This window comes from Levilactobacillus wangkuiensis, from assembly GCF_016861605.1.
GTDB classification, from domain to species: Bacteria; Bacillota; Bacilli; order Lactobacillales; family Lactobacillaceae; genus Levilactobacillus; species Levilactobacillus wangkuiensis.
Genome location: NZ_BOLM01000005.1, coordinates 64,873 through 84,453 on the forward strand (window position 1 = coordinate 64,873; position 19,581 = coordinate 84,453).

Annotated in this window: 19 protein-coding genes; 17 read left to right on the plus strand and 2 right to left on the minus strand. The window is 51.9% G+C overall.

Annotated elements, in window-relative coordinates:
* Window positions 1-95 precede the first annotated feature (95 nt).
* The 9 genes from JUF13_RS04965 to JUF13_RS05005 all read left to right on the plus strand — a co-directional run bounded on the left by JUF13_RS04965 (window position 96) and on the right by JUF13_RS05005 (window position 9,514).
* Entirely contained in the window at window positions 96-689 is a 594-nt protein-coding gene (locus JUF13_RS04965) for an ECF transporter S component (RefSeq protein ID WP_203638128.1), read from the plus strand.
* Window positions 690-792: 103 nt separating this feature from the next.
* Window positions 793-1,833 carry a helix-turn-helix domain-containing protein gene (locus JUF13_RS04970; RefSeq protein WP_203638130.1) on the plus strand — a complete coding sequence of 347 codons (1,041 nt, stop codon included), beginning with the start codon at window positions 793-795 and terminating at the stop codon, window positions 1,831-1,833.
* Window positions 1,830-3,251: a RecQ family ATP-dependent DNA helicase gene (locus JUF13_RS04975; RefSeq protein WP_203638131.1), complete on the plus strand. Its 1,422-nt coding sequence runs from the start codon at window positions 1,830-1,832 to the stop codon at window positions 3,249-3,251. Before JUF13_RS04970 ends, JUF13_RS04975 begins: the two co-directional genes overlap by 4 nt.
* Window positions 3,252-3,386: 135 nt before the next feature.
* A complete protein-coding gene (locus JUF13_RS04980; protein WP_203638132.1) occupies window positions 3,387-4,028 on the plus strand; it encodes a LysM peptidoglycan-binding domain-containing protein in 642 nt (213 codons plus the stop codon).
* A 33-nt stretch (window positions 4,029-4,061) separates the two neighbouring features.
* A complete protein-coding gene (gene cmk / locus JUF13_RS04985; protein ID WP_203638133.1) occupies window positions 4,062-4,739 on the plus strand; it encodes a (d)CMP kinase in 678 nt (225 codons plus the stop codon).
* A gap of 81 nt (window positions 4,740-4,820) precedes the next feature.
* A complete protein-coding gene (rpsA, locus tag JUF13_RS04990; RefSeq protein WP_203638134.1) occupies window positions 4,821-6,131 on the plus strand; it encodes a 30S ribosomal protein S1 in 1,311 nt (436 codons plus the stop codon).
* A gap of 98 nt (window positions 6,132-6,229) precedes the next feature.
* The gene (der, locus tag JUF13_RS04995) at window positions 6,230-7,537 is read left to right on the plus strand and encodes a ribosome biogenesis GTPase Der (protein WP_203638135.1); all 1,308 of its coding nucleotides are present in this window, start codon (window positions 6,230-6,232) and stop codon (window positions 7,535-7,537) included.
* A gap of 238 nt (window positions 7,538-7,775) precedes the next feature.
* Window positions 7,776-8,051 carry a non-specific DNA-binding protein Hbs gene (hbs, locus tag JUF13_RS05000; RefSeq protein ID WP_011667553.1) on the plus strand — a complete coding sequence of 92 codons (276 nt, stop codon included), beginning with the start codon at window positions 7,776-7,778 and terminating at the stop codon, window positions 8,049-8,051.
* Between the two features lie 203 nt (window positions 8,052-8,254).
* Complete coding sequence (locus tag JUF13_RS05005; RefSeq protein ID WP_203638136.1) at window positions 8,255-9,514, plus strand: tetratricopeptide repeat protein; 1,260 nt, start codon at window positions 8,255-8,257, stop codon at window positions 9,512-9,514.
* 125 nt (window positions 9,515-9,639) lie between these two features.
* Here the strand turns inward: JUF13_RS05005 and JUF13_RS05010 are convergent, their stop codons facing one another.
* Window positions 9,640-10,530, minus strand: coding sequence for a YitT family protein (locus JUF13_RS05010; protein ID WP_203638138.1), 891 nt, complete (start codon window positions 10,528-10,530; stop codon window positions 9,640-9,642).
* 349 nt (window positions 10,531-10,879) lie between these two features.
* Here JUF13_RS05010 and JUF13_RS05015 point away from each other — a divergent pair, with 349 nt between their 5' ends.
* The 4 genes from JUF13_RS05015 to JUF13_RS05030 are packed head-to-tail and all read left to right on the plus strand — an operon-like array spanning window position 10,880 to window position 15,475.
* Window positions 10,880-12,073 (plus strand): CCA tRNA nucleotidyltransferase, encoded by a 1,194-nt coding sequence (locus JUF13_RS05015; protein WP_203638140.1) that lies wholly within the window; start codon window positions 10,880-10,882, stop codon window positions 12,071-12,073.
* A 32-nt stretch (window positions 12,074-12,105) separates the two neighbouring features.
* Window positions 12,106-14,001, plus strand: coding sequence for an ABC-F family ATP-binding cassette domain-containing protein (locus JUF13_RS05020; RefSeq protein ID WP_203638142.1), 1,896 nt, complete (start codon window positions 12,106-12,108; stop codon window positions 13,999-14,001).
* 11 nt (window positions 14,002-14,012) lie between these two features.
* Window positions 14,013-14,963, plus strand: a complete 951-nt coding sequence (locus JUF13_RS05025) for a thymidylate synthase (protein ID WP_203638144.1) — start codon at window positions 14,013-14,015, stop codon at window positions 14,961-14,963.
* A 17-nt stretch (window positions 14,964-14,980) separates the two neighbouring features.
* Complete coding sequence (locus JUF13_RS05030) at window positions 14,981-15,475, plus strand: dihydrofolate reductase (RefSeq protein WP_203638146.1); 495 nt, start codon at window positions 14,981-14,983, stop codon at window positions 15,473-15,475.
* Window positions 15,476-15,895: 420 nt separating this feature from the next.
* Here JUF13_RS05030 and trhA read toward each other — a convergent pair whose 3' ends face one another.
* On the minus strand, window positions 15,896-16,537 hold the full coding sequence (gene trhA, locus JUF13_RS05035) for a PAQR family membrane homeostasis protein TrhA (protein WP_203638148.1): 642 nt from the start codon (window positions 16,535-16,537) through the stop codon (window positions 15,896-15,898).
* A gap of 169 nt (window positions 16,538-16,706) precedes the next feature.
* On the opposite strand from trhA, the gene fakB reads away from it, so the two are divergent.
* The 4 genes from fakB (at window position 16,707) to JUF13_RS05055 (ending at window position 19,398) form a co-directional block, all read left to right on the plus strand.
* Window positions 16,707-17,558 (plus strand): DegV family protein, encoded by an 852-nt coding sequence (fakB, locus tag JUF13_RS05040; RefSeq protein ID WP_203638150.1) that lies wholly within the window; start codon window positions 16,707-16,709, stop codon window positions 17,556-17,558.
* Window positions 17,559-17,625: 67 nt separating this feature from the next.
* Entirely contained in the window at window positions 17,626-18,552 is a 927-nt protein-coding gene (locus JUF13_RS05045; RefSeq protein ID WP_203638152.1) for an SGNH/GDSL hydrolase family protein, read from the plus strand.
* Window positions 18,553-18,565: 13 nt separating this feature from the next.
* Entirely contained in the window at window positions 18,566-19,165 is a 600-nt protein-coding gene (locus JUF13_RS05050) for a YpmS family protein (protein ID WP_203638154.1), read from the plus strand.
* An 11-nt stretch (window positions 19,166-19,176) separates the two neighbouring features.
* Complete coding sequence (locus JUF13_RS05055; RefSeq protein ID WP_203638156.1) at window positions 19,177-19,398, plus strand: YozE family protein; 222 nt, start codon at window positions 19,177-19,179, stop codon at window positions 19,396-19,398.
* The last annotated feature ends 183 nt before the right edge of the window (window positions 19,399-19,581 follow it).

Here is a 19,581-nt window from a genome sequence, read left to right on the forward strand (position 1 = left end):
AACTCATTTACGTAAAACCCAAGGTCTTGCCCTTCTGTGGCAGGACCTTTTTCTGTGGTTTTGTCACGAGATGGCCGCAAGGAGGAACAGGTATCATGGAAAATAGTCACAATGGGTTGAATGTTCGTTCGATGGTCGAGATGGCACTGTTTGCCGGTGTCGCTTACGTGTTGATGTTTGTATCGGTGCCAATCATTCCGATTGTGCCGTACATGAAGCTCGACCTAAGTGATCTGGTCGTCCTGCTGGGCATGAGTTTATTTGGCCCCGCGGGTGCGGTGATGATTGCGGCCGTGAAAGAATTACTCTACTTCGTGTCGACCGGACTGGATATCGTCAACTTCATCGGGGTGCTCACGGCGTTCATTGCGGATATCGCCTACATTTTACCAATCAGCTACGTGCTGAAGCATAAGCAGGGCGACGCGCAACCCGGGTTGAAGCGGCAAATCCTGGCCGTAATCGTCGGGACACTGACGCTGACGGTGGTCCTATCCTTAGCCAATTGGTGGGTCATTACGCCACTCTACTTAAAGGTGTGGGGCATGTCACTGGGCCTGCCCGTGAACAAGTTGATTTTGCTGGGGGTTATTCCGTTTAATCTATTGAAGGGAATTATCCTGGGTATTCTGTTCATTCTATTGAGTCGCCGAATGGCACCGTGGTTGGCCAAGCACACGCTCTCATAACCGCGTCACTAACAAATTTTTCGAAACGAAGGACTGGCCACGTGCCGGTCCTTTTTCTATGGTAAACTGAACAAAGACTTCAAAATTGAGAGGAGGGTCTACCGTGGAGGCTAGTGATTTAGGCCAGTTGTTGAGTGCCAAACAGGACCGACGAATTCGCGTGATTGAAAATCTCTTACGCGGCAAGAAAACGGTGTCGACCCTCTATTGGGGCCAGCGCTATCACCTGTTGCCGCTGTTGAACCTGGCCAAACAGTTGGACCGCGGTGGCCTCGATAACGCCGTGCAGGAGCTGCAACGCCGTCACTGGTTGACGGTCGATACCGAACAAAAGACACTACGGCTAACGGATCAGGGAGCCCAGGCATTGGCCGAGACACCGACGTATCAGCCCCAAACGGTCGACCAGTGGGTGAATTTAGACATCATGGCGGCACGCCAACGCTTGTTGTTAGCGGTCCAGGTGACCTCCCAGTACGCCCACAGCAAGGCGCGCTACTATCCGTTGGCGACCGATCAGGAGACCCGGCAACGCGTGCGGCAGTGGTTTCACGGGGCCAAGGGGCCAACACTGGCGTCGACTTTAGCCCAGGCATTGGTGGCCAGTCTCCAGCAACTGCCGGCCAGCACGGCTGACATCATGACCGATCAGTTTACGGGCTTTGGTCAACCGGGTCTGACCCTTGACCAATTGGCACTGGCCCACCAAACGACGCTCTGGCAAGTCCGGCTGCGTCAATTTGATGGGGTCACCCAGATTGCCCGGGACGCCCGTCACCCGGAGCATCCGCTACATGACTTGCTGGCACCGCTCTGGCGGGTTCCCGTCTCAACGAGTGCCCAGGCAACGCTGGCCGCCGTGGCCGCGGGCGGTGACCTTCAGCAAGTGGCGGATCGGCGTCAGATCAAGCTGAGCACGGTCCGCGAACATTTGTTAGAGGCCGCGATTATGCTGCCCCTAACCGACTTTCCTTACGATAGCGTGCTCCCACAGCCGGTGCGTGCGGATTTTCAGGCTGCCGTTCAGGGGAAACTAGACGACTGGCAGTATTCGGCGTTGCCTCAGCCAATGCAGGACCAGTATGATTTCTTTTATTTTCGACTCTATGCCATTTGGCGGATCAAACAGGAGGTGACGGCATGACGGAAACTTTAACGGCCAGTTTGCAACGGGTCTTTGGCTTCGACCAGTTTCGGTCGGGTCAGGCCGCCGCACTCGAAAGTCTGGAGGACGGGCAGGATACCCTGGCAATTTTGCCGACGGGGGCCGGTAAGACCTTGATCTATCAGCTCTATGGCTACCGGCACCCAGGGTGTGTGCTGATTGTCTCGCCCTTACTGTCGCTCATGAACGATCAGGTCGATCGGATGCGGATGAACGGCTTCAAACGGGCCGCAGCCATTAACTCCTTGACCCCATTTGGGGAACGACTACACATTTTAAATCACTTAAGCAGCTTACAATTTTTATTCTTATCGCCAGAAATGTTGTCACAGCCCCAGATGCTCGAACGGCTACACCAGGTCAATATCAGTCTCTTGGTCATCGATGAGGCGCACTGTATCGTCCAGTGGGGACCGGACTTTCGGCCAGAGTACCTCTTGCTGGGGGCGATTCGGGAGAAACTTAACCGGCCACTAACGTTGATGCTGACCGCCACGGCGGGCAAACAGACGCGGCAGGAAATTGCCAAACAGCTGCGGAGCACGCCTCGGGTGGTGACCGAATCGGTTAATCGGCCGAATATATTCTTGGACGTGGAGAACGTCGCCGACGAGGCAACCAAGCAGGCCCGACTGCTGGACTTAGTGAAACATTTACAGCGTCCCGGCGTCATTTACTTTTCTAGCAAACAGCAGGCCAGCGATACCGCACTCTGGCTCCAACAAACGGCGGGGGTGCGGGCTGCGGCCTACCATGCGGGCCTGGATGCCGAGGATCGGTTCAAGATTCAACAGCAGTTCATGGCCGATCAACTGGACGTTATCTGCGCTACCAGTGCATTTGGCATGGGTATCGACAAGGATAATGTCCGCTTCGTGATTCACTATCACTTGCCGGCCGACCTGGAGAGTTATGCCCAGGAAATTGGGCGCGCCGGTCGGGACGGCCAGCCCAGCGTCGCCATTTTGCTGTACGCCCCGGGCGACGAGCAGTTACCCTTAGCCCTGGGCCAGTCCAATCGACCGGAACCAGATACCATTCAGCGTTTCTATGCGCATCCCACCAGCTTTGCGGCCGATGACCCCCAGATCCATCTGTTGGCATTCTACCGCGACCACGGGATTAGTCAGGCCGCCGTGGAACGGTTATTTGCCGGCCGAGAGCGGGAGCGGAACCATGCATTGTCACAGATGGTGGCGTATGCAAAGTCGACCACCTGCCTGCGAGAGAAGTGGCTGCAAGCCTTTGACGAGGAGCCACCCGCGCATGATGACACCTGTTGTGCCCCCGGTAACGTGCCTCTAGATTTAGCGGCGCATGGTTTGACCCGTCAGGCCGAGGCCGTCACGCCAACGGCCAGAGTGGGGTGGCAGGAGCGGTTAGTGCGATTATTTTAAAATTAAAAAACTGTAAACATCGTTAAGAGAGTTCTAAAGAATGCCGCGACACCGACATTTTCGGCAATTATAGCTATCGAAATGGTACGGTACGTGGTACAATTACGGGTGAAAGTTTTTCAGGGAGGTTAGATGATGAGTCAGAAGCGTGACGATCAAACGTCGAAGGAACAAGAGTCCCACCCGTGGGATCAATCGTTTGCCGATGATCGGGACGATCAGGGGAACCTGTCACGAACGAAGATGCGGCGGCAAAACCACAGTAACACCATGGTAACGGTCATTTTGGTGGCAATTATCGTGGTTATTGCTGCGGCCTCATTGGTTTACGGCTTGGCGCGTCAAAGCGCTGTCAATCGGCCACAAAATACGGAAAAGGTGGCGGCAAGTTCCTCCAGCTCATCCAGTAAGGCCAAGAGCTCCAGTCACAAAAAGAAAGCTTCTACTAAGGAGTCTTCTTCAGCGACCACGACGAGCTCACCTAAGAAATCAACAACTTCAACCACAACTGCTAGTTCGGCTAAGACGACTAGCAGTTCTTCGGCTACCACCAGTTCAGCCACTGAATCAAGCACGACTACCAGCAGCAGTCATAGCAGCAGTGCCGCAACCAGTAGTAGTACGGCGGCTGGTTCTAAGTACGCCACGGTTGAATCAGGACAAGGGGTTTACCGGGTTGCAACGAACGCGGGAATCTCCGTCCAAAAATTATTGGAATTAAACGGCCTGTCTTCCGGTTCTTCCCTCTATCCGGGACAGAAGTTACGGGTTCGCTAAGTTTTAAAACTATTTGATAGGAGTTTGGTTGTCATGGAGAAACAAGGTTTACAAGTGGCTATCGATGGGCCGGCTTCCGCAGGGAAGAGTACGGTCGCTAAGATCGTTGCCCAACGGTTCCACTACATCTACTGTGATACGGGTGCCATGTACCGGGCCATTACTTGGAAGGTGTTGCAAGCAGGCGTCGGTCTAACCGACGAGGCTGCGGTCAAGCAGTTGTTGGATCAAATCACGATTCGGTTTGAACCGGGTACCCCCGTTCAAAAAGTTTTCGTTGACGAGACGGAAGTGACTTTGGCGATTCGTCAACCGGATGTCACCAATTCTGTGTCGGCCGTGTCCGCTTTGCCAGCTGTCCGGACCGAATTAACGGAACGGCAACGGCAAATTGCTGACGCCGGTGGCATTGTGATGGACGGTCGCGACATTGGATCGACGGTTTTGCCCAAGGCTGAGGTCAAGATCTTCTTGGTCGCCAGCGTGGACGAACGGGCCCAACGGCGGTTGAAGGACAATGCGGCCAAGGGAATCAACACACCACTGGCAACTTTGAAGCATGAAATCGAAGAACGAGACCGAAAAGATTCCACTCGGAAGGTTTCACCATTGACCCAAGCAGCCGATGCAATCCGCTTGGATACTACGTCTATGAGCATCGAACAGGTCGCTGATAAGATCGCAGAAATCATCCAAGAAAAAGAATCCTAGAGAAATAGGCATTTTACTAGCTTTTATAAGCACAATCAGCTAAAATAGTATATAGAGTTGTCGCAAGGAGGAAAATTTCGCATGAGTGAAAATGGCACGAGTCAAAACAATGAAAACAATGATTTATTAGATGCTTTAAACAGCATCGACACCGTTAAGGTCGGTGACGTTGTTAAGGGTGAAGTCTTAGCAATCGATGATGACCAACAAGCAATCGTCGGGATTGCTGATACTGGCGTTGAAGGGGTCGTTCCCAAGAAGGAACTGTCTACTAAGCCAGTAGATGACATTAAATCTGTAATTAAAGTCGGGGACGTTATGGACCTCGTCGTAATTTCTCGGATCGGTACCGACAAGGAAGGCGGCAGTTACTTACTGTCACAACGTCGTTTGGAAGCCCGTAAGGTTTGGGACGACATCCAAAAGGAATTCGAAGCTGGTCATACATTGACTGCCCCTGTTACCCAAGTGGTTAAGGGTGGGTTAGTTGTTGACGCCGGTGTGCGTGGTTTCGTACCTGCATCCATGGCTTCAGACCACTTCGTTGAAGATTTGGCACAATTCAAGGGCCAAACGCTTGAATTCAAGATTGTTGAAATCGAACCAAGCGAAAACCGCTTGATCTTATCTCACCGCGCAATCGTTGAAAAGCAACGGGCTGCACAAAAAGAAGAAATCATGGCTAAGTTAACTGCCGGCGACGTTGTCGAAGGTAAAGTTGCTCGTCTGACGAACTTCGGTGCATTCGTTGACCTTGGTGGCGTTGATGGGTTGGTCCACGTTTCAGAAATCGCCTTCGAACGGGTTGAAAAGCCTAGCGATGTCTTGAAGGTTGGCCAAGATGTTAAGGTTAAGGTCTTATCTGTTGATCCAGATCGTGACCGGATTTCCCTTTCCATCAAGCAAACCTTGCCAGAACCTTGGGATGGTATCGAAGAAAAGGCCCCTCAAGGCAGTGTCTTGGACGGGACTGTTAAGCGCCTGACTAGCTTTGGTGCCTTCGTTGAAGTCTTCCCAGGTGTTGAAGGTTTGGTTCACATTTCCCAAATTTCTCACCAACACATCGCAACGCCTGCTGACGTTCTGAAGGTTGGTCAAGAAATCAAGGTTAAGGTCTTAGATGTTCGTCCAGACGATCACCGTTTGGCATTATCCATCAAGGCCTTGGAAGAAAAGCCACAATCTGCTGACGATTCTTCTGAAAACCACAGCAGCAACAACAGTAACAACAACCGGAACCGGAACAACAACGGCGGCAACCGTCGTCGTAACAACCGGAACTCTGCTGAAACTTCAACGGCTAACGCCCCAGAAGAAAGCACCGGTTTCTCTTTAGGTGACCTCATTGGGGACAGCTTGAAGAAAGATATGGAAGATAACGAAAACAACTAATACGTTTTGGTTGAAGAGGGTTTAGGACGGAACTTTGTTGGTTTCGTTCTGAACCCTTTTCATGTCACTTAACGTAATCATTAAAGGAGGGATTTATCGTGGCATTTCCAATCGTTGCCATTGTTGGCCGCCCAAACGTCGGGAAGTCAACCCTGTTCAACCGGATCGCTGGCGAACGGATCTCCATCGTTGAGGATACGCCCGGGGTTACCCGTGACCGGATCTACACCCACGCCGAATGGCTGGGAACCGAGTTTCGGATGATTGATACCGGGGGGATTGACCTCGGTGATGAACCATTTTTAACGCAAATTACGCAACAGGCTGAAATCGCCATTGAAGAAGCCGACGTCATCGTCTTTATTGTGAGCGCTCCTGAGGGCGTGACCGATGCCGATGAAAAGGTCGCTAAGATCCTATACCGGGCCGACAAGCCCGTTATTCTGGCTGTGAACAAGGCCGATAACCCTGAAACCCGGGAGACGGTCTATGACTTCTATTCCCTAGGTTTCGGCGATCCATACCCCGTTTCTGGGGTTCATGGGTTAGGCCTTGGGGATCTGCTGGACGCCGTCGTCAAGGAATTCCCTGACGATGAGGGTGCACCTAAGGACGACTCCGTTCGCTTCAGTCTGATTGGTCGGCCGAACGTCGGCAAGTCTTCGTTAGTCAATGCGATGCTCGGTGAAGACCGGGTCATCGTGTCTAACATTGCGGGGACCACGCGTGATGCGGTCGATACCAAGTTTGTGGCGGACGATACTAAGTTTACGATGGTCGATACGGCCGGGATTCGTAAGCGGGGTAAGGTCTACGAAAACACGGAACGGTACAGTGTCATGCGGGCCATGCGGGCGATTGATGATTCAGACGTCGTGCTGGTCGTCTTAAACGCTGAGGAAGGCATTCGCGAACAAGATAAGCGGGTTGCTGGTTACGCCCATGAAGCAGGTCGGGGAATCATTATCCTGGTCAACAAATGGGATACCTTGAAGAAGGATAACCACACGCTGACGGACTTCCAAAACCTGATTCGGCTCGAGTTCCAATACCTGAGCTACGCACCGATTGTCTTCGTTTCCGCTAAGACTGGTCAACGGCTGGACCAACTGCCAGCGATGATCAAGCGGGTTTCTGAAAACCACAACAAGCGGGTTCAATCCGCTACGTTGAACGATGTGATTATGGACGCTATCGCCCTGAATCCAACGCCTTCCGACAACGGGAAGCGGCTCCGGGTCTACTACGGGACGCAGGTTGCGGTCGCACCGCCAACCTTTGTGGTCTTTGTCAACGACCCGAAGATGATGCACTTCTCCTACGAGCGATTCTTAGAGAATCAGATCCGGGAACACTTCGATTTCGAAGGGACGCCGATTCATCTGATCGAGCGCGCTCGGAAGTAGAACAACGGGCATAACGCCAGCTTTTTCACCGGATTTTAACGATTTCTTAGTAAAAATCGTCTTTCTTGAAGTTTTATTGAGGAAAAATGGCGTTATCCCTTGTCATATAAGGCTTCCTGTGCTATCTTTGATAAAGAAATGATGCGGTTGACCGTATTTGTTTCATCATTTTTGGACCACTCAAAAATGATCACTAGATGACATTCATCTAATCTTCTATTCAGGAGGTGAATTCAAAATGGCAAACAAAGCACAATTGGTTAGCGATGTTGCAACTGCAACTGGTTTAACTAAAAAGGACGCAACGGCTGCAGTTGACGCAGTCTTCGATTCTGTCCAAGCAACTTTAGCTAAAGGCGAAAAGGTTCAATTGATCGGCTTTGGTAACTTTGAAGTTCGTGAACGTGCAGCTCGTAAGGGCCGTAACCCACAAACTGGACAAGAAATCCAAATTCCTGCAAGCAAAGTACCTGCATTCAAGCCAGGTAAAGCTTTAAAGGATGCTGTTAAATAATTTATTATTTAACGACTAAAAGAGCCAGTGCGGCGTATGCCGGGCTGGTTTTTTGTTGTGCTTAACTAGTTTAAAAGTTCCCGAAGAACCTGAATAGTCCGACTAGGCAATCATCTGCCACCACATTTGCCGGTAACGGTGGTAAGATGGTAAGTGCTGATTTAGTTTAGATAGAAACTGACAAACAACGATGGAGGCGGGTTATGAGTTACGCAGAAACGGCGCTGGACCAACTGGAAAAGGGCCAACTTGAAGATTTTAAAAAGCAGTATGCCTTGTCACTGCGTCACGATGACGATGAGACGCTTTTTAGCCTGGGAGAAGAGCTGTACTCCCTGGGCTTCCTCAACCAGTCTCGACGCATTTATGAAAAATTATTAAAAAAGTATCCGGACGAAGACGAACTACGGACCAACTTAGCCGACATTGCGATTGATGAAGACAAGAACGACGAAGCGCTGGACTACCTGAACCAGGTCAAGCCAGATTCACCAGCCTACATCGAATCTTTGATGGTGGCGGCCGACCTGTATCAGACCCAGGAGCTCTTTGAAGTCAGTGAACAGAAATTACTGACGGCCAAGAAATTGGCCCCTGACGAGCCCGTCATCACGTTTGCCTTGGCGGAGCTCTACTTCACCATGCGTGAGTTTAGAAAGGCCATTCCGCTGTATTTAGACCTGATTACAGCCGGTACCACGGAACTGTCTCGGGTCAACATCGTCGAACGGCTCGGGGTCGCCTATGCTAACGCCGGGCGCTTTGAACAAGCCGTGGGGTATCTCAAGCAGATTCATCCGGGGAACATGACACCGGACGTGAAGTTTGAGACGGCCTTTACCTACCTGCAACTGAAGGAACGGCCAACCGCCATTCGGCTCTTTAACGAGTTGAAGGACAGCGACGCGCACTATACCTCCCTGTACCCGTACCTGGGACAGGCGTTGGAGGAAGAGAACCGTTTACCCGAAGCACTTACGGCCTTGCAGGAGGGACTGGGTGTCGACCAGTACAATGAAAAGCTCTGGCTACAGGCGGCTCACGTGGCCACTAAGCTCGATGATGAGAAGATGGCGGAGAAGTACCTGACCCACGGCCATCAGCTCGACAGCGACGATTTAAGCGCCGTCATTCAATTGAGTAATCTTTACGTGAAGCAGGAGCGGTGGCAGGAAAATGCCGATTTGGTTCAGCCTTACGTGAAGAGTGAAGACGCCGATCCACAGCTGTACTGGAACCTGGCCATCACGGCCGAACACCAGGAAGACTTTGATGCCGCGCGGAAGTACTACGATGCGGCTCAGCCATTCTTTATGGATCAGGCCGACTTCCTGAAGCCCGCCATCTACTTCTATCGCGAAGAAGGGGCTACGGAACAGGTTATCAAGTTATTACACGCCTATTTGCAGGTCGTTCCAGACGATGCAGAAATGGCACTGATGCTTGAGGGCTACGAAGACTAGATTTTTGAAAAAGAGGGTCTCTGCGGAGGCGTTCTTTTTGTTTGGGTTAGAACACAATAATTACTTTAACTTATTTAAACAAAATAAAAGCAACCGCAAAACCCGCGGTTGCTAAAACCCAGTCACTAACGTTTAAATTTACCCAGGAGACCTTTTTTCGGGACCTCGAACGAGAAGCCTTCGCCTAAAGCCTCATTCACGTTGACCACGGACACGAACGCCCGCGAATCATGCCGTGAAATAATTTGCCGCACTTGATACAACTCGCCGGGGGCCACGACCACGTAGATCATTTTACGCCCCTGGTGGGAGTAGCCACCTTCAGCGTTGATTAGACTGACGCCACGTTCCATTTGGTCCATGATGTCGTTGGTAATCTCTTGGTGCTTGGCGGAAACAATGATCACCCCGCGCGCCGCGTAAGCTCCCTCCAGCGTGAAGTTGACGATGCGGGAGAACACGTAGGAGTAAATCAACGTGTAGGCCATGTGCTGGATGTCGATGTAGACCAGCGAAATCAGTAGGACGACCACGTCTAAGTAAAGGAGCGTCCGCCCCATGGGTACGCCCCGGAAGCGTTCAAAAATCCGGGCCACAATGTCGGTGCCGCCGGTCGTCCCACCGTAACGGTAGAGCAAGCCAGAGCCGAGACCGCCAACCAGGCCGGCACCTAAGGCTGATAACAGGAGGTCGCCGTGCAGATCAATCACCAGGGGCACCCGTTGCCAGATCCATAAGAAGAGGGACAACATCAGGGTCCCGTAAATCGTGTAGACCAGCGATTGTCGACCCAAGAAGCGCCACCCAATCACGATGAGGGGCACGTTGATCAGAATCGTCGAGTAGGCGGGGTCAATGTGAAAGAGCGCCCGCAAAATCAGCGTGATCCCGGAGATGCCCCCGTCTGCTAAGTGATTCGCAATGTTAAAGAAGACTAAGCCAAATGCAAACATGGCGCAACCGATGCCAATCATGAGTAGGTCAAACAGGCGAATCGATTCGTCCTTTTGTGTCATACCATCCACTCCCAACACACGTTCACCACGGTTGCTGGCAACGTGTTTTCTAATCCGTTTGGTCCCGTTAGCGCTGTGAAATTGCTGGATTTAGGTGCAAACTTTCCCTGACTTCAACTAGCCAGTTTGTTAACCTAACAAGCCCCAAACGATTTTATTGCTAAACCCATCATAGCACACCCGCGATTTGCGCATAAACCAATTTCGGGTCAATCACTGCCAGCCCCTGATTCGTCGCACAAATTTCGGGTCGGGGTCCGGTACTTTGAATTCAATTTCCGGGGCGAATCTGTTAGACTGGCATAGTGAGTAAAAAACAGAAATCAACTGGCAAAAAGGGTGAACATAAATGAAATTAGAACACTTACCAAATGAATTTGAATTGGCCCGGCCAGTCTTACAGACCATTGAGCGGGCCGGTTATGAAGCCTACTTCGTGGGTGGCAGTGTGCGGGATACCATTCTGGGCAAGGAAATCCATGACGTAGATATCGCGACGAGTGCCTATCCCAATGAAATTAAGGGGCTTTTTAAACGGACCGTCGACACGGGCATCGAACACGGCACCGTGATGATTCTGGACCACGGTACCGGCTACGAGACGACAACATTCCGGTCCGAATCGACCTATACCGATTACCGGCGGCCGGACCAGGTCACCTTTGTGCGGTCGCTCGCCGAGGACTTAAAGCGGCGGGACTTTACCATTAATGCCTTGGCCATGAAGGAAGACGGGGAAGTCATTGACCTGTTCGATGGCCTAACGGATATGACCAACCACCAGATTCGGGCAGTGGGCGATCCGCAAGAACGGTTCCACGAAGACGCCTTGCGGATGATGCGGGCGGTCCGATTTGCCAGTCAATTAGACTTCAGCATCGTTGACGAGACTTTGGCAGCTATCACAGCCCACGCCCAGCTGCTGGCTAAAATCGCGGTGGAACGGACCCAGGCCGAGCTTCTGAAGCTCTTACAGGGCAAGGCGCCACAACGCGGCCTTCAGGACTTTATGACCACCGGCCTGTGGCAGCATTGCCCGGACTTTGCGGACCACGGTCCCGCACTGACGGCGTTGGCCACGGAACTGACCCAAGGCGTCTCCAGCGAGGTCGCTGCCTGGACGCTGCTGGCAACTAAGTTTGGGCTGGATAGTGCCGCTGTGACGCCATTCTTGAAACATTGGAAGACGGCCAATCAGACCATTACGGCCGTCCAGACCGCTAGCAGAGCTGCGCAAATTCTGGCAACCGGTGACCTAAACGCCTGGCAACTGTACCAATGTGGGGCAGACCTCGCGCCAGTTGCCAACGAGGTGGCTGTGATTTTGGGTGCGCCTGACCGGGGAGCCGCGCTACAGGCCCAACTGGCAGCCTTACCGATTCAACACAAGAAAGAATTGGCCATTACGGGGAAAGAACTCATGCAGGCTGGCATTCAACCCGGCCCGCAACTGGGGGCCATCCTGGGCGATTTGGAATACCAGGTCGTTACGGGTGTGCTTCCCAACGAAACAGCCGCGCTGGTGGCTCACGTCAACGCCTAACGGTAATTTGAGAATAAGAGAGTGAACAATTTATGCAAACCTTACGCGCGGAAAATCTTCACCGGACTTACGGGGAGAAAACGCTTTTTGACAATTTAAATTTTATTATTAACGAACACGACCGAATCGGCCTGATTGGGGTCAATGGGAGTGGGAAAACCTCACTGCTGAACACGTTAGCGGGCATTAGCAACGAACAAACGGGCGCCATCGAGACACCCAAGGACTACACCATCGGCTACCTCACGCAAAAGCCTGAGCTGGACGAAAATTTAACGGTGATGGATGCCGTTTTCTCCGGTGATCAAAAAGTCTTCGTCACGATTCGGCGCTACGAGGCGGCTTTAGCTGCTTACGGGGCCCATCCGGAAGATGCCAAGGCTCAACAGCGTTATCTGGACGCCGAAGCCCAGATGAACGAAGAAGATGCCTGGACGGCCGAGAGCGATGTCAAGACCATCCTGACGCAACTGAAGATCACGGACCTGTCACAAGCGATTAAGACCATGTCCGGGGGTCAAATCAAGCGGGTCGGCTTAGCCCAAGTCTTGATTCAGTCGCCCGATTTGTTACTGCTGGACGAACCAACCAACCACTTGGATTTTGACTCCATTGCTTGGCTCCAACAATACCTGGCGTCCTACAAGGGGGCCTTACTGGTCGTGACCCATGACCGGTACTTCCTGGACCAAATTGCCAACCAAATTTGGGAACTTGATTTCGGGAAACTGTACCAATACCCCGGCAACTACCAAGCCTACGTACAGGAAAAGGCCGAGCGGGTCAGTCAGGAAGCCGAAGCTGATCAGAAACAGCAACAGCTGTACAAAAAAGAGTTAGCCTGGATGAAGGCGGGGGCCAAAGCCCGTTCCACCAAGCAACAGGCGCGAATCAACCGGTTCAACGATATTGCCAGCAACGTCGGCACCCGGCAAGTTCAGAACAACGTCGCCATCTCCCTGGGCCAACAACGGCTCGGGAAAAAGGTAATCGAGCTCAAGGACGCCAACCTGACCCTGGGCGACCACGTGATCTTAAAGGACTTTGACGACCTGATTCAGGGTGGCGAACGCATCGGGATCAGTGGGGAAAATGGGGCTGGGAAGTCCAGTCTCCTAAACGTCATTGCCCAACGCCTGCCCCTGGATTCTGGAATCGTGTCAATTGGGGAGACCGTGAAGATGGCCTACTACACCCAACAGATTGAACCCATTCCGGACGACAAACGGATGATCAACTACCTGTCCGAGGTCGGTCAAAACGTCACGGACAAGGCCGGCAATTCCGTTAGTGTCACTGAATTACTGGAACAATTCCTGTTCCCACGGTTCATGCACGGGACGCTGATTCGCAAGCTCTCCGGTGGGGAAAAACGGCGGTTGTACCTGTTGAAGCTATTAATGGAACAACCTAACGTCCTCTTACTGGATGAACCTACAAACGACTTAGATATTGGGACGTTGACTGTTTTGGAAGATTATATTTCACAATTTGCCGGCACCGTCATCACCGTTTCCCATGACCGGTACTTCCTGGACAAAGTTGCCGACCGTCTGTTGATCTTTACGGGTAACGGCGATATCGAACGGTACTCCGGGCGCTTCAGCAGTTATTTGGCGGATGAACAAGCCCAACACAAACAAGCCGCCAAGACGGAGAAGGCCAAGGCCACGCCAAAAGCCGAACAAAAGCCGGCTGAGCCTCGCAAAAAAGTCAAGCTGACCTACGCGGAACAGAAGGAATGGGAAGGTATCGAAGGCGTCATCGATGGCTTAGAAGACCAGAAGTCTCAGGTCCAAACGGCCATGAACGCCAATGGCGCCAACTATGACAAGCTGGCCGACCTTCAGTCACAATTAGACGACTTAGACAAACAGTTGGATGAAAAAATGACGCGTTGGGAATACCTCAGCGAATACGCAGAATAGGAGACGGTCACGTGTTAGAAGACGGGTATTTAGATTTGGCTAAGAAGGTCCTGAACGAGGGCCACGAGAAGACCGACCGAACGGGCACCGGGACCATCAGTCTGTTTGGCTACCAGATGCGGTTTAACCTACAGGAAGGCTTTCCTTTGTTAACCACGAAAAAGGTCCCCTTTGGATTGATCAAATCCGAACTTTTATGGTTCTTGCGTGGCGACACGAATATTCGTTTTCTCCTGCAACACCACAACCATATTTGGGACGAATGGGCCTTCCAGCGGTACGTAGCGAGTCCCGATTACCACGGCCCGGACATGACCGACTTTGGTCGGCGTTCGTTAGTCGACCCAGACTTTAACCAACAGTATCAGGCGGAGAAAAAAGCCTTTTGTGACAAGATTCTCACGGACCAAGCCTTCGGGGACCATTACGGTGACCTGGGTCTGGTTTACGGGAGTCAGTGGCGCGCTTGGCAGGGCCACAACGGCGAAACGATTGACCAGTTGGCCAACGTGATCGATACGCTGCGGACCCATCCAGATTCTCGGCGAATGATTGTGTCGGCCTGGAATCCCGCCGATGTGCCGTCCATGGCCTTACCGCCTTGTCATACGCTGTACCAATTTTACGTGAACGATGGCAAGCTGAGTTGTCAGCTCTACCAACGGAGCGGGGACATCTTCCTCGGCGTGCCGTTTAACATTGCCAGTTACGCCTTGCTGACCTCGTTGATTGCCAAGGAGGTTGGCCTGGAGGTCGGTGACTTCGTGCACACCCTGGGTGACGCGCACATTTACAAGAACCACATCAACCAGATTGAAACGCAACTGGCCCGGACGCCGAAAGCCGCACCACAACTGTGGTTGAATCCGGACAAATCCAGTATTTTTGATTATGAAATGAGCGATATTAAGGTAACCGGCTACGACCCAGCGCCCGCTATCAAGGCGCCGGTGGCCGTTTAAATAAGGAGGAGACTGCGATGCTGATTTTTTTATGGGCTGAGAGCCAGGGAAAAGTCATTGGCTTTCACGGCAGCTTACCGTGGCACCTGCCAGCCGACATGCACTACTTCAAGACCGTGACGACGGGCAACACCATTGTTGCGGGCGCCAAGACGTTTGCCTCATTTCCCCAAGCGCTACCAAACCGGACCAACGTGGTGGTAAGCCATCGCGATGCCAGTGAGTTTCCCGCGGGTGTGACCGTGCTCAATTCGCTAGATGCGGTGCGCGAATACGCTGCCCAACGGCCAACGGAGAAAATTTTCGTAGTCGGCGGCGCGCAGATCTTTGCCGGCCTGGTCGATGACGTCGACTACCTCTACCGAACCGTGATTGATGCCGGATTTGACGGCGACACCTGGATGCCAGCGATTGATTATACGAAATTTCAGTTGATTGACCGGCAGCCAGGGGTTCGTAACGAGAAGAATACCGTCGATTACACCTTCGAACAGTACCAACGGCGGTCATAAACCAGTCGTTCAATACCGTTCCCGGCGGCGGATTCAAGGTGGCCTGCTATGGGGCCGGCTCCAGACGAAGAGCGGTCTTCCGCCTCAACTTTGAGCCTGAGAAACGGTCTCAAAGGTTGTCCCATGGGCTAAGCTGAGTGAGGAACCTCAGCTAAGGCCATCGACACAGCTGGCCACCTTGATTCACCTCTGGTCACTCAGTATGGAACGTGTCATTTTCCGCTTTGAAACTAGGACTTGGCTAACTGGCTTATTTCCACGATTACTACTTCATCAGTCTGAAGTTCACAAATGACTAATATTTGCTAAAAATAGCCTTATCTACATTGAGTTAAGGCACATCAAAAAGGCGAAGACAGCTATCCTTCAGGGATAATGTCTTCGCCTTATTTGATGTTCGGTATTAACTATCGCAAAATTTTAAGCATACAACAGGATGGAAAAGTACATCAGTCCCGTCCCCAGCATCACGAACAGGTGCCAGATGACGTGCCCGAATGGGACGTTTTTGAAGCTGTAGAGGACGGCGCCCACCGTGAAGGCCACACCGCCGAAGAACAACAGCGCAAAGCCGACGGGGCCCAGGCCCGCGTACAGTGGCTTGATGCCCAGCAAGCACATCCAGCCCATGACCACGTAGATGATGGTCGATAATTTTTGCATTTTGCCCAACCACAGGGCCTTGTAGATGACCCCACAGACCGCCATGGCCCAGATGATGCCGAACATGGTCCAGCCAAGCGCGCCACCGACCACCAAGAGACTAAATGGCGTATAGGTTCCGGCAATCAATAAATAAATAGCACAATGGTCAAATATTTGAAAAACGTGGCGGCCACGGGTAAAGTACAAACTGTGAAACATGGTGGACGCGAGGTAGAAGAGCACCAGGATGGCCCCGTAAATGGCAAAGGTCGTCATGCGCATGGCCCCACCCTTAGCGTGGGCCTGCAGCAATAACACGACGAGTCCGGCAATACTCAAGGCGGCCCCGATTCCGTGGGTGACCGCGTTTAAGACCTCATTGACGACTTGGTAGGTGTGGCTCCGTTCTTTTATCAAACAAAATCCTCCTTAGAATTCCGGTGACTTTATTTTTCTCTAAAGCAGCCGGATAGTTCCGAACAACTTACTGAAAATTGTCACTAACTCTGCTATACTATTACCGTATGTTTCATTACGCATATTGTAGCATAAACCAAAATTTCTGGTCAGAAAGAGTGGGATACCCATGGCGAAAATTAAGATTGTCACGGATTCATCTGCCGGCCTTACCGAGCAGCAGATTCAGGACTATGACATCACCATTATTCCGTTAACGGTCATGATTGATGACACGATTTACGTTGAACGGGAGACCATCACCAACAAAGAATTTATTGAAAAAATGAAAACGGCTAAGTCATTACCTAAGACGAGTCAGCCACCACTGGGCAAGTTTGTGGAGACCTTTGACAAATTGGGCGAAGACGGTAGCAGCGTGATTTGCTTCAGCATGTTAGCCGCCATCAGTGGCACGGTCCACACGGCCGAACAAGCGGCCCAACTATCCAAGACGGACGTCACCGTGGTCGACAGTCAGTATACCGATCAAGCCTTGGCCTTCCAAGTGGTCGAAGCTGCTAAGCTCGCCGCAGAAGGTGCCGACAAAGACGCCATTATCAAGCGCGCCGCAGCCGTTCGGGACCACACCAAATTATTCATGGGGATTGTGACCCTGGAAAACATTTTGAAGGGTGGCCGCTTGAGTCGGGCCGCCGGTATGTTAACTTCCCTGCTTAACATTAAGATTGTCTTGCAGGTAACGGGTGGCGAGCTTAAAATTCGGGCTAAGGGTCGCGGTATGAAGACCATCGACCGTTACTTTGATAAAGTCTACGAACAAATTAAGCAGACACCGGACATCGTGGCCATCGGGATTTCTCACGTGGAAGCCTTCGAATCCATCGATAAGATTCAGGGCCATTTGAAAGAAATCTTGCCGGACAAAGATGTGCTGGTACGGGAAACGGTTCCCATCATTGCGACCCACGGGGGCCCCGGTGCCTTCGCCTTAATGTACTACACCGATCCAACTAAATAACGTCAACTGGAAAGGGGTGGCCGCACGCCACACCCTTTTTTCTTTTAGCTATAGGGGGAACCACGAAATGAAATTTAAGAATCTCAGTAAGATTATTGGGGTGACCTTACTCCTCGTCCTGATTGTGCTGGCGGCGCTAACGTACTGGCATCCTGGCGCGCGCACGACCCACACGACAACCACGGCACCCCGAAGTACCAAGCGAGCCACCGTGCGCGTCGTGGCTTTAGGTGACTCACTGACCGAGGGTGTCGGGGATCAGGAAAAGGACGGCGGTTATACCGGTCGGCTCAAGACCATGATTCACGAGAAGGACCAGGTCAAGGTGGTCATGCACAACTTCGGCAAGTCCGGCGACCGGAGTGATCAGATTGAAAAACGCCTGGTCAACAGCCAGGAACAACAGACTCAGCTCAAAAAGGCCAACGCCATCGTCATGACGGTGGGGGGCAACGATTTACTCCAAACGTTGACGAAAAATGTGACCATCAACCAGCAGGATAAGTTAAACGCCCATCTCGACACGGCCGAGGGCGCCTACCAGCAGAAACTGAAACATCTCCTGAGCACCGTGCGGCAGTACAACGGCCACGCACCCATCTTCCTGTACAGCATCTACAATCCCATCTACGTGTACTTTGCGGATATCCAACAGGTCACGAACGCCGTGAATGATTGGAACAAGGCCACCAAGAAGACGGCTACTAGCTTCGATGACCTCTACATGGTGGATATCAACCATGCGTTGTCCGTGGGGCAGTACAAGTCGATCATCCAGCAGGCCAAGCTCAAGCACGACGCAAAAAAATCAAACAACGGGAAAATTTCAACGGCTAGTCTTCAAGAGTTGATTTTGGCCAGCAATGCCAGTGACGAGCTGAACGATTACCTGTCACCGGCTGACCATTTTCACCCGAACGCCAAGGGCTACCGCCTCATGACCCGTTACGCGTTCAAACAAATGCAAGCTCACCAGCAATGGCTGATGAAGTAAGGAGGAACCATCTATGCAACGTCACGCCGCCCCACAAACTTCCCGTAACTGGTGGAAGTGGGGGTTCATCGCCCTGGTTGCCATTCTGTTAGTGACCGCTGTCACCGTGGGAGTCAAGGCCTTTTCATCGACCCAGATTGCCTCCACGGCCAAGGTCACCAAGGATACGACCAACATCAACGTTGATTTAAACAAGAAACAAGTGAACGCCTTAGCCGATTACTACGTGAACAAGTCACTGAAAAATTCGGCCGTTAAATACCGGTTCCAGGTCTCGGATCACGCCATGATTACCGGTTCCACCCAGGTTTTGGGGGCAAACGTGAATTTCGTTTTACTCTTAAAGCCAACCGTGTTATCCTCAGGAGACGTCCAACTGAAGGCGGAGAAGCTGTCGGTCGGGTCCTTACCCGTGCCGATCACCTTCGTCATGAACTACATCGCGAAGAACTATCCACTACCGAAATGGGTGGCCATGGACACCGGGAATGAAACCATTACCCTGCATCTGACCGCCATCGGTAACGGGAAGAAATTGTCCTTCGCTGCCAAGAAGATTGATCTGTCCGGTGCCGGAAAGTTTGTCTTCCAAGCGCGGATTCCCAAGAACTAAGGAGGGGCCCTATGCCCAAAACGTTTTATCAATTCCTAATGACCCAACGTAATCCAGAAAGCTACGATCCCGTGGCTAGCTTTGCCAACAATGCCTTTCTGGACAGCTCGTTTCCCAAGCAGGAGACGGAATTTGATCCCTTATCCAAGTATTTAGAAGAAAACGCCCCGTACCTGCCATCCATGACCATCTTTGATGATGCTTGGCAGATGTATCTGGCGGCGATAGCTTAATTGGTTTGTCAGGGAAGTCCGTTGTTGCGGGCTTTTTTGTTACACTTTTTACTTTAATCCCTGTTTAGTCTGCGCTTTGCCTAATAATTACAGGCTCATCCCCATCTTGTATCTCAGCATAAGTCCACGACGATAACCATATAGTTATTTAAGTATTGATGGTATAATACTGTTTAGAGGTGA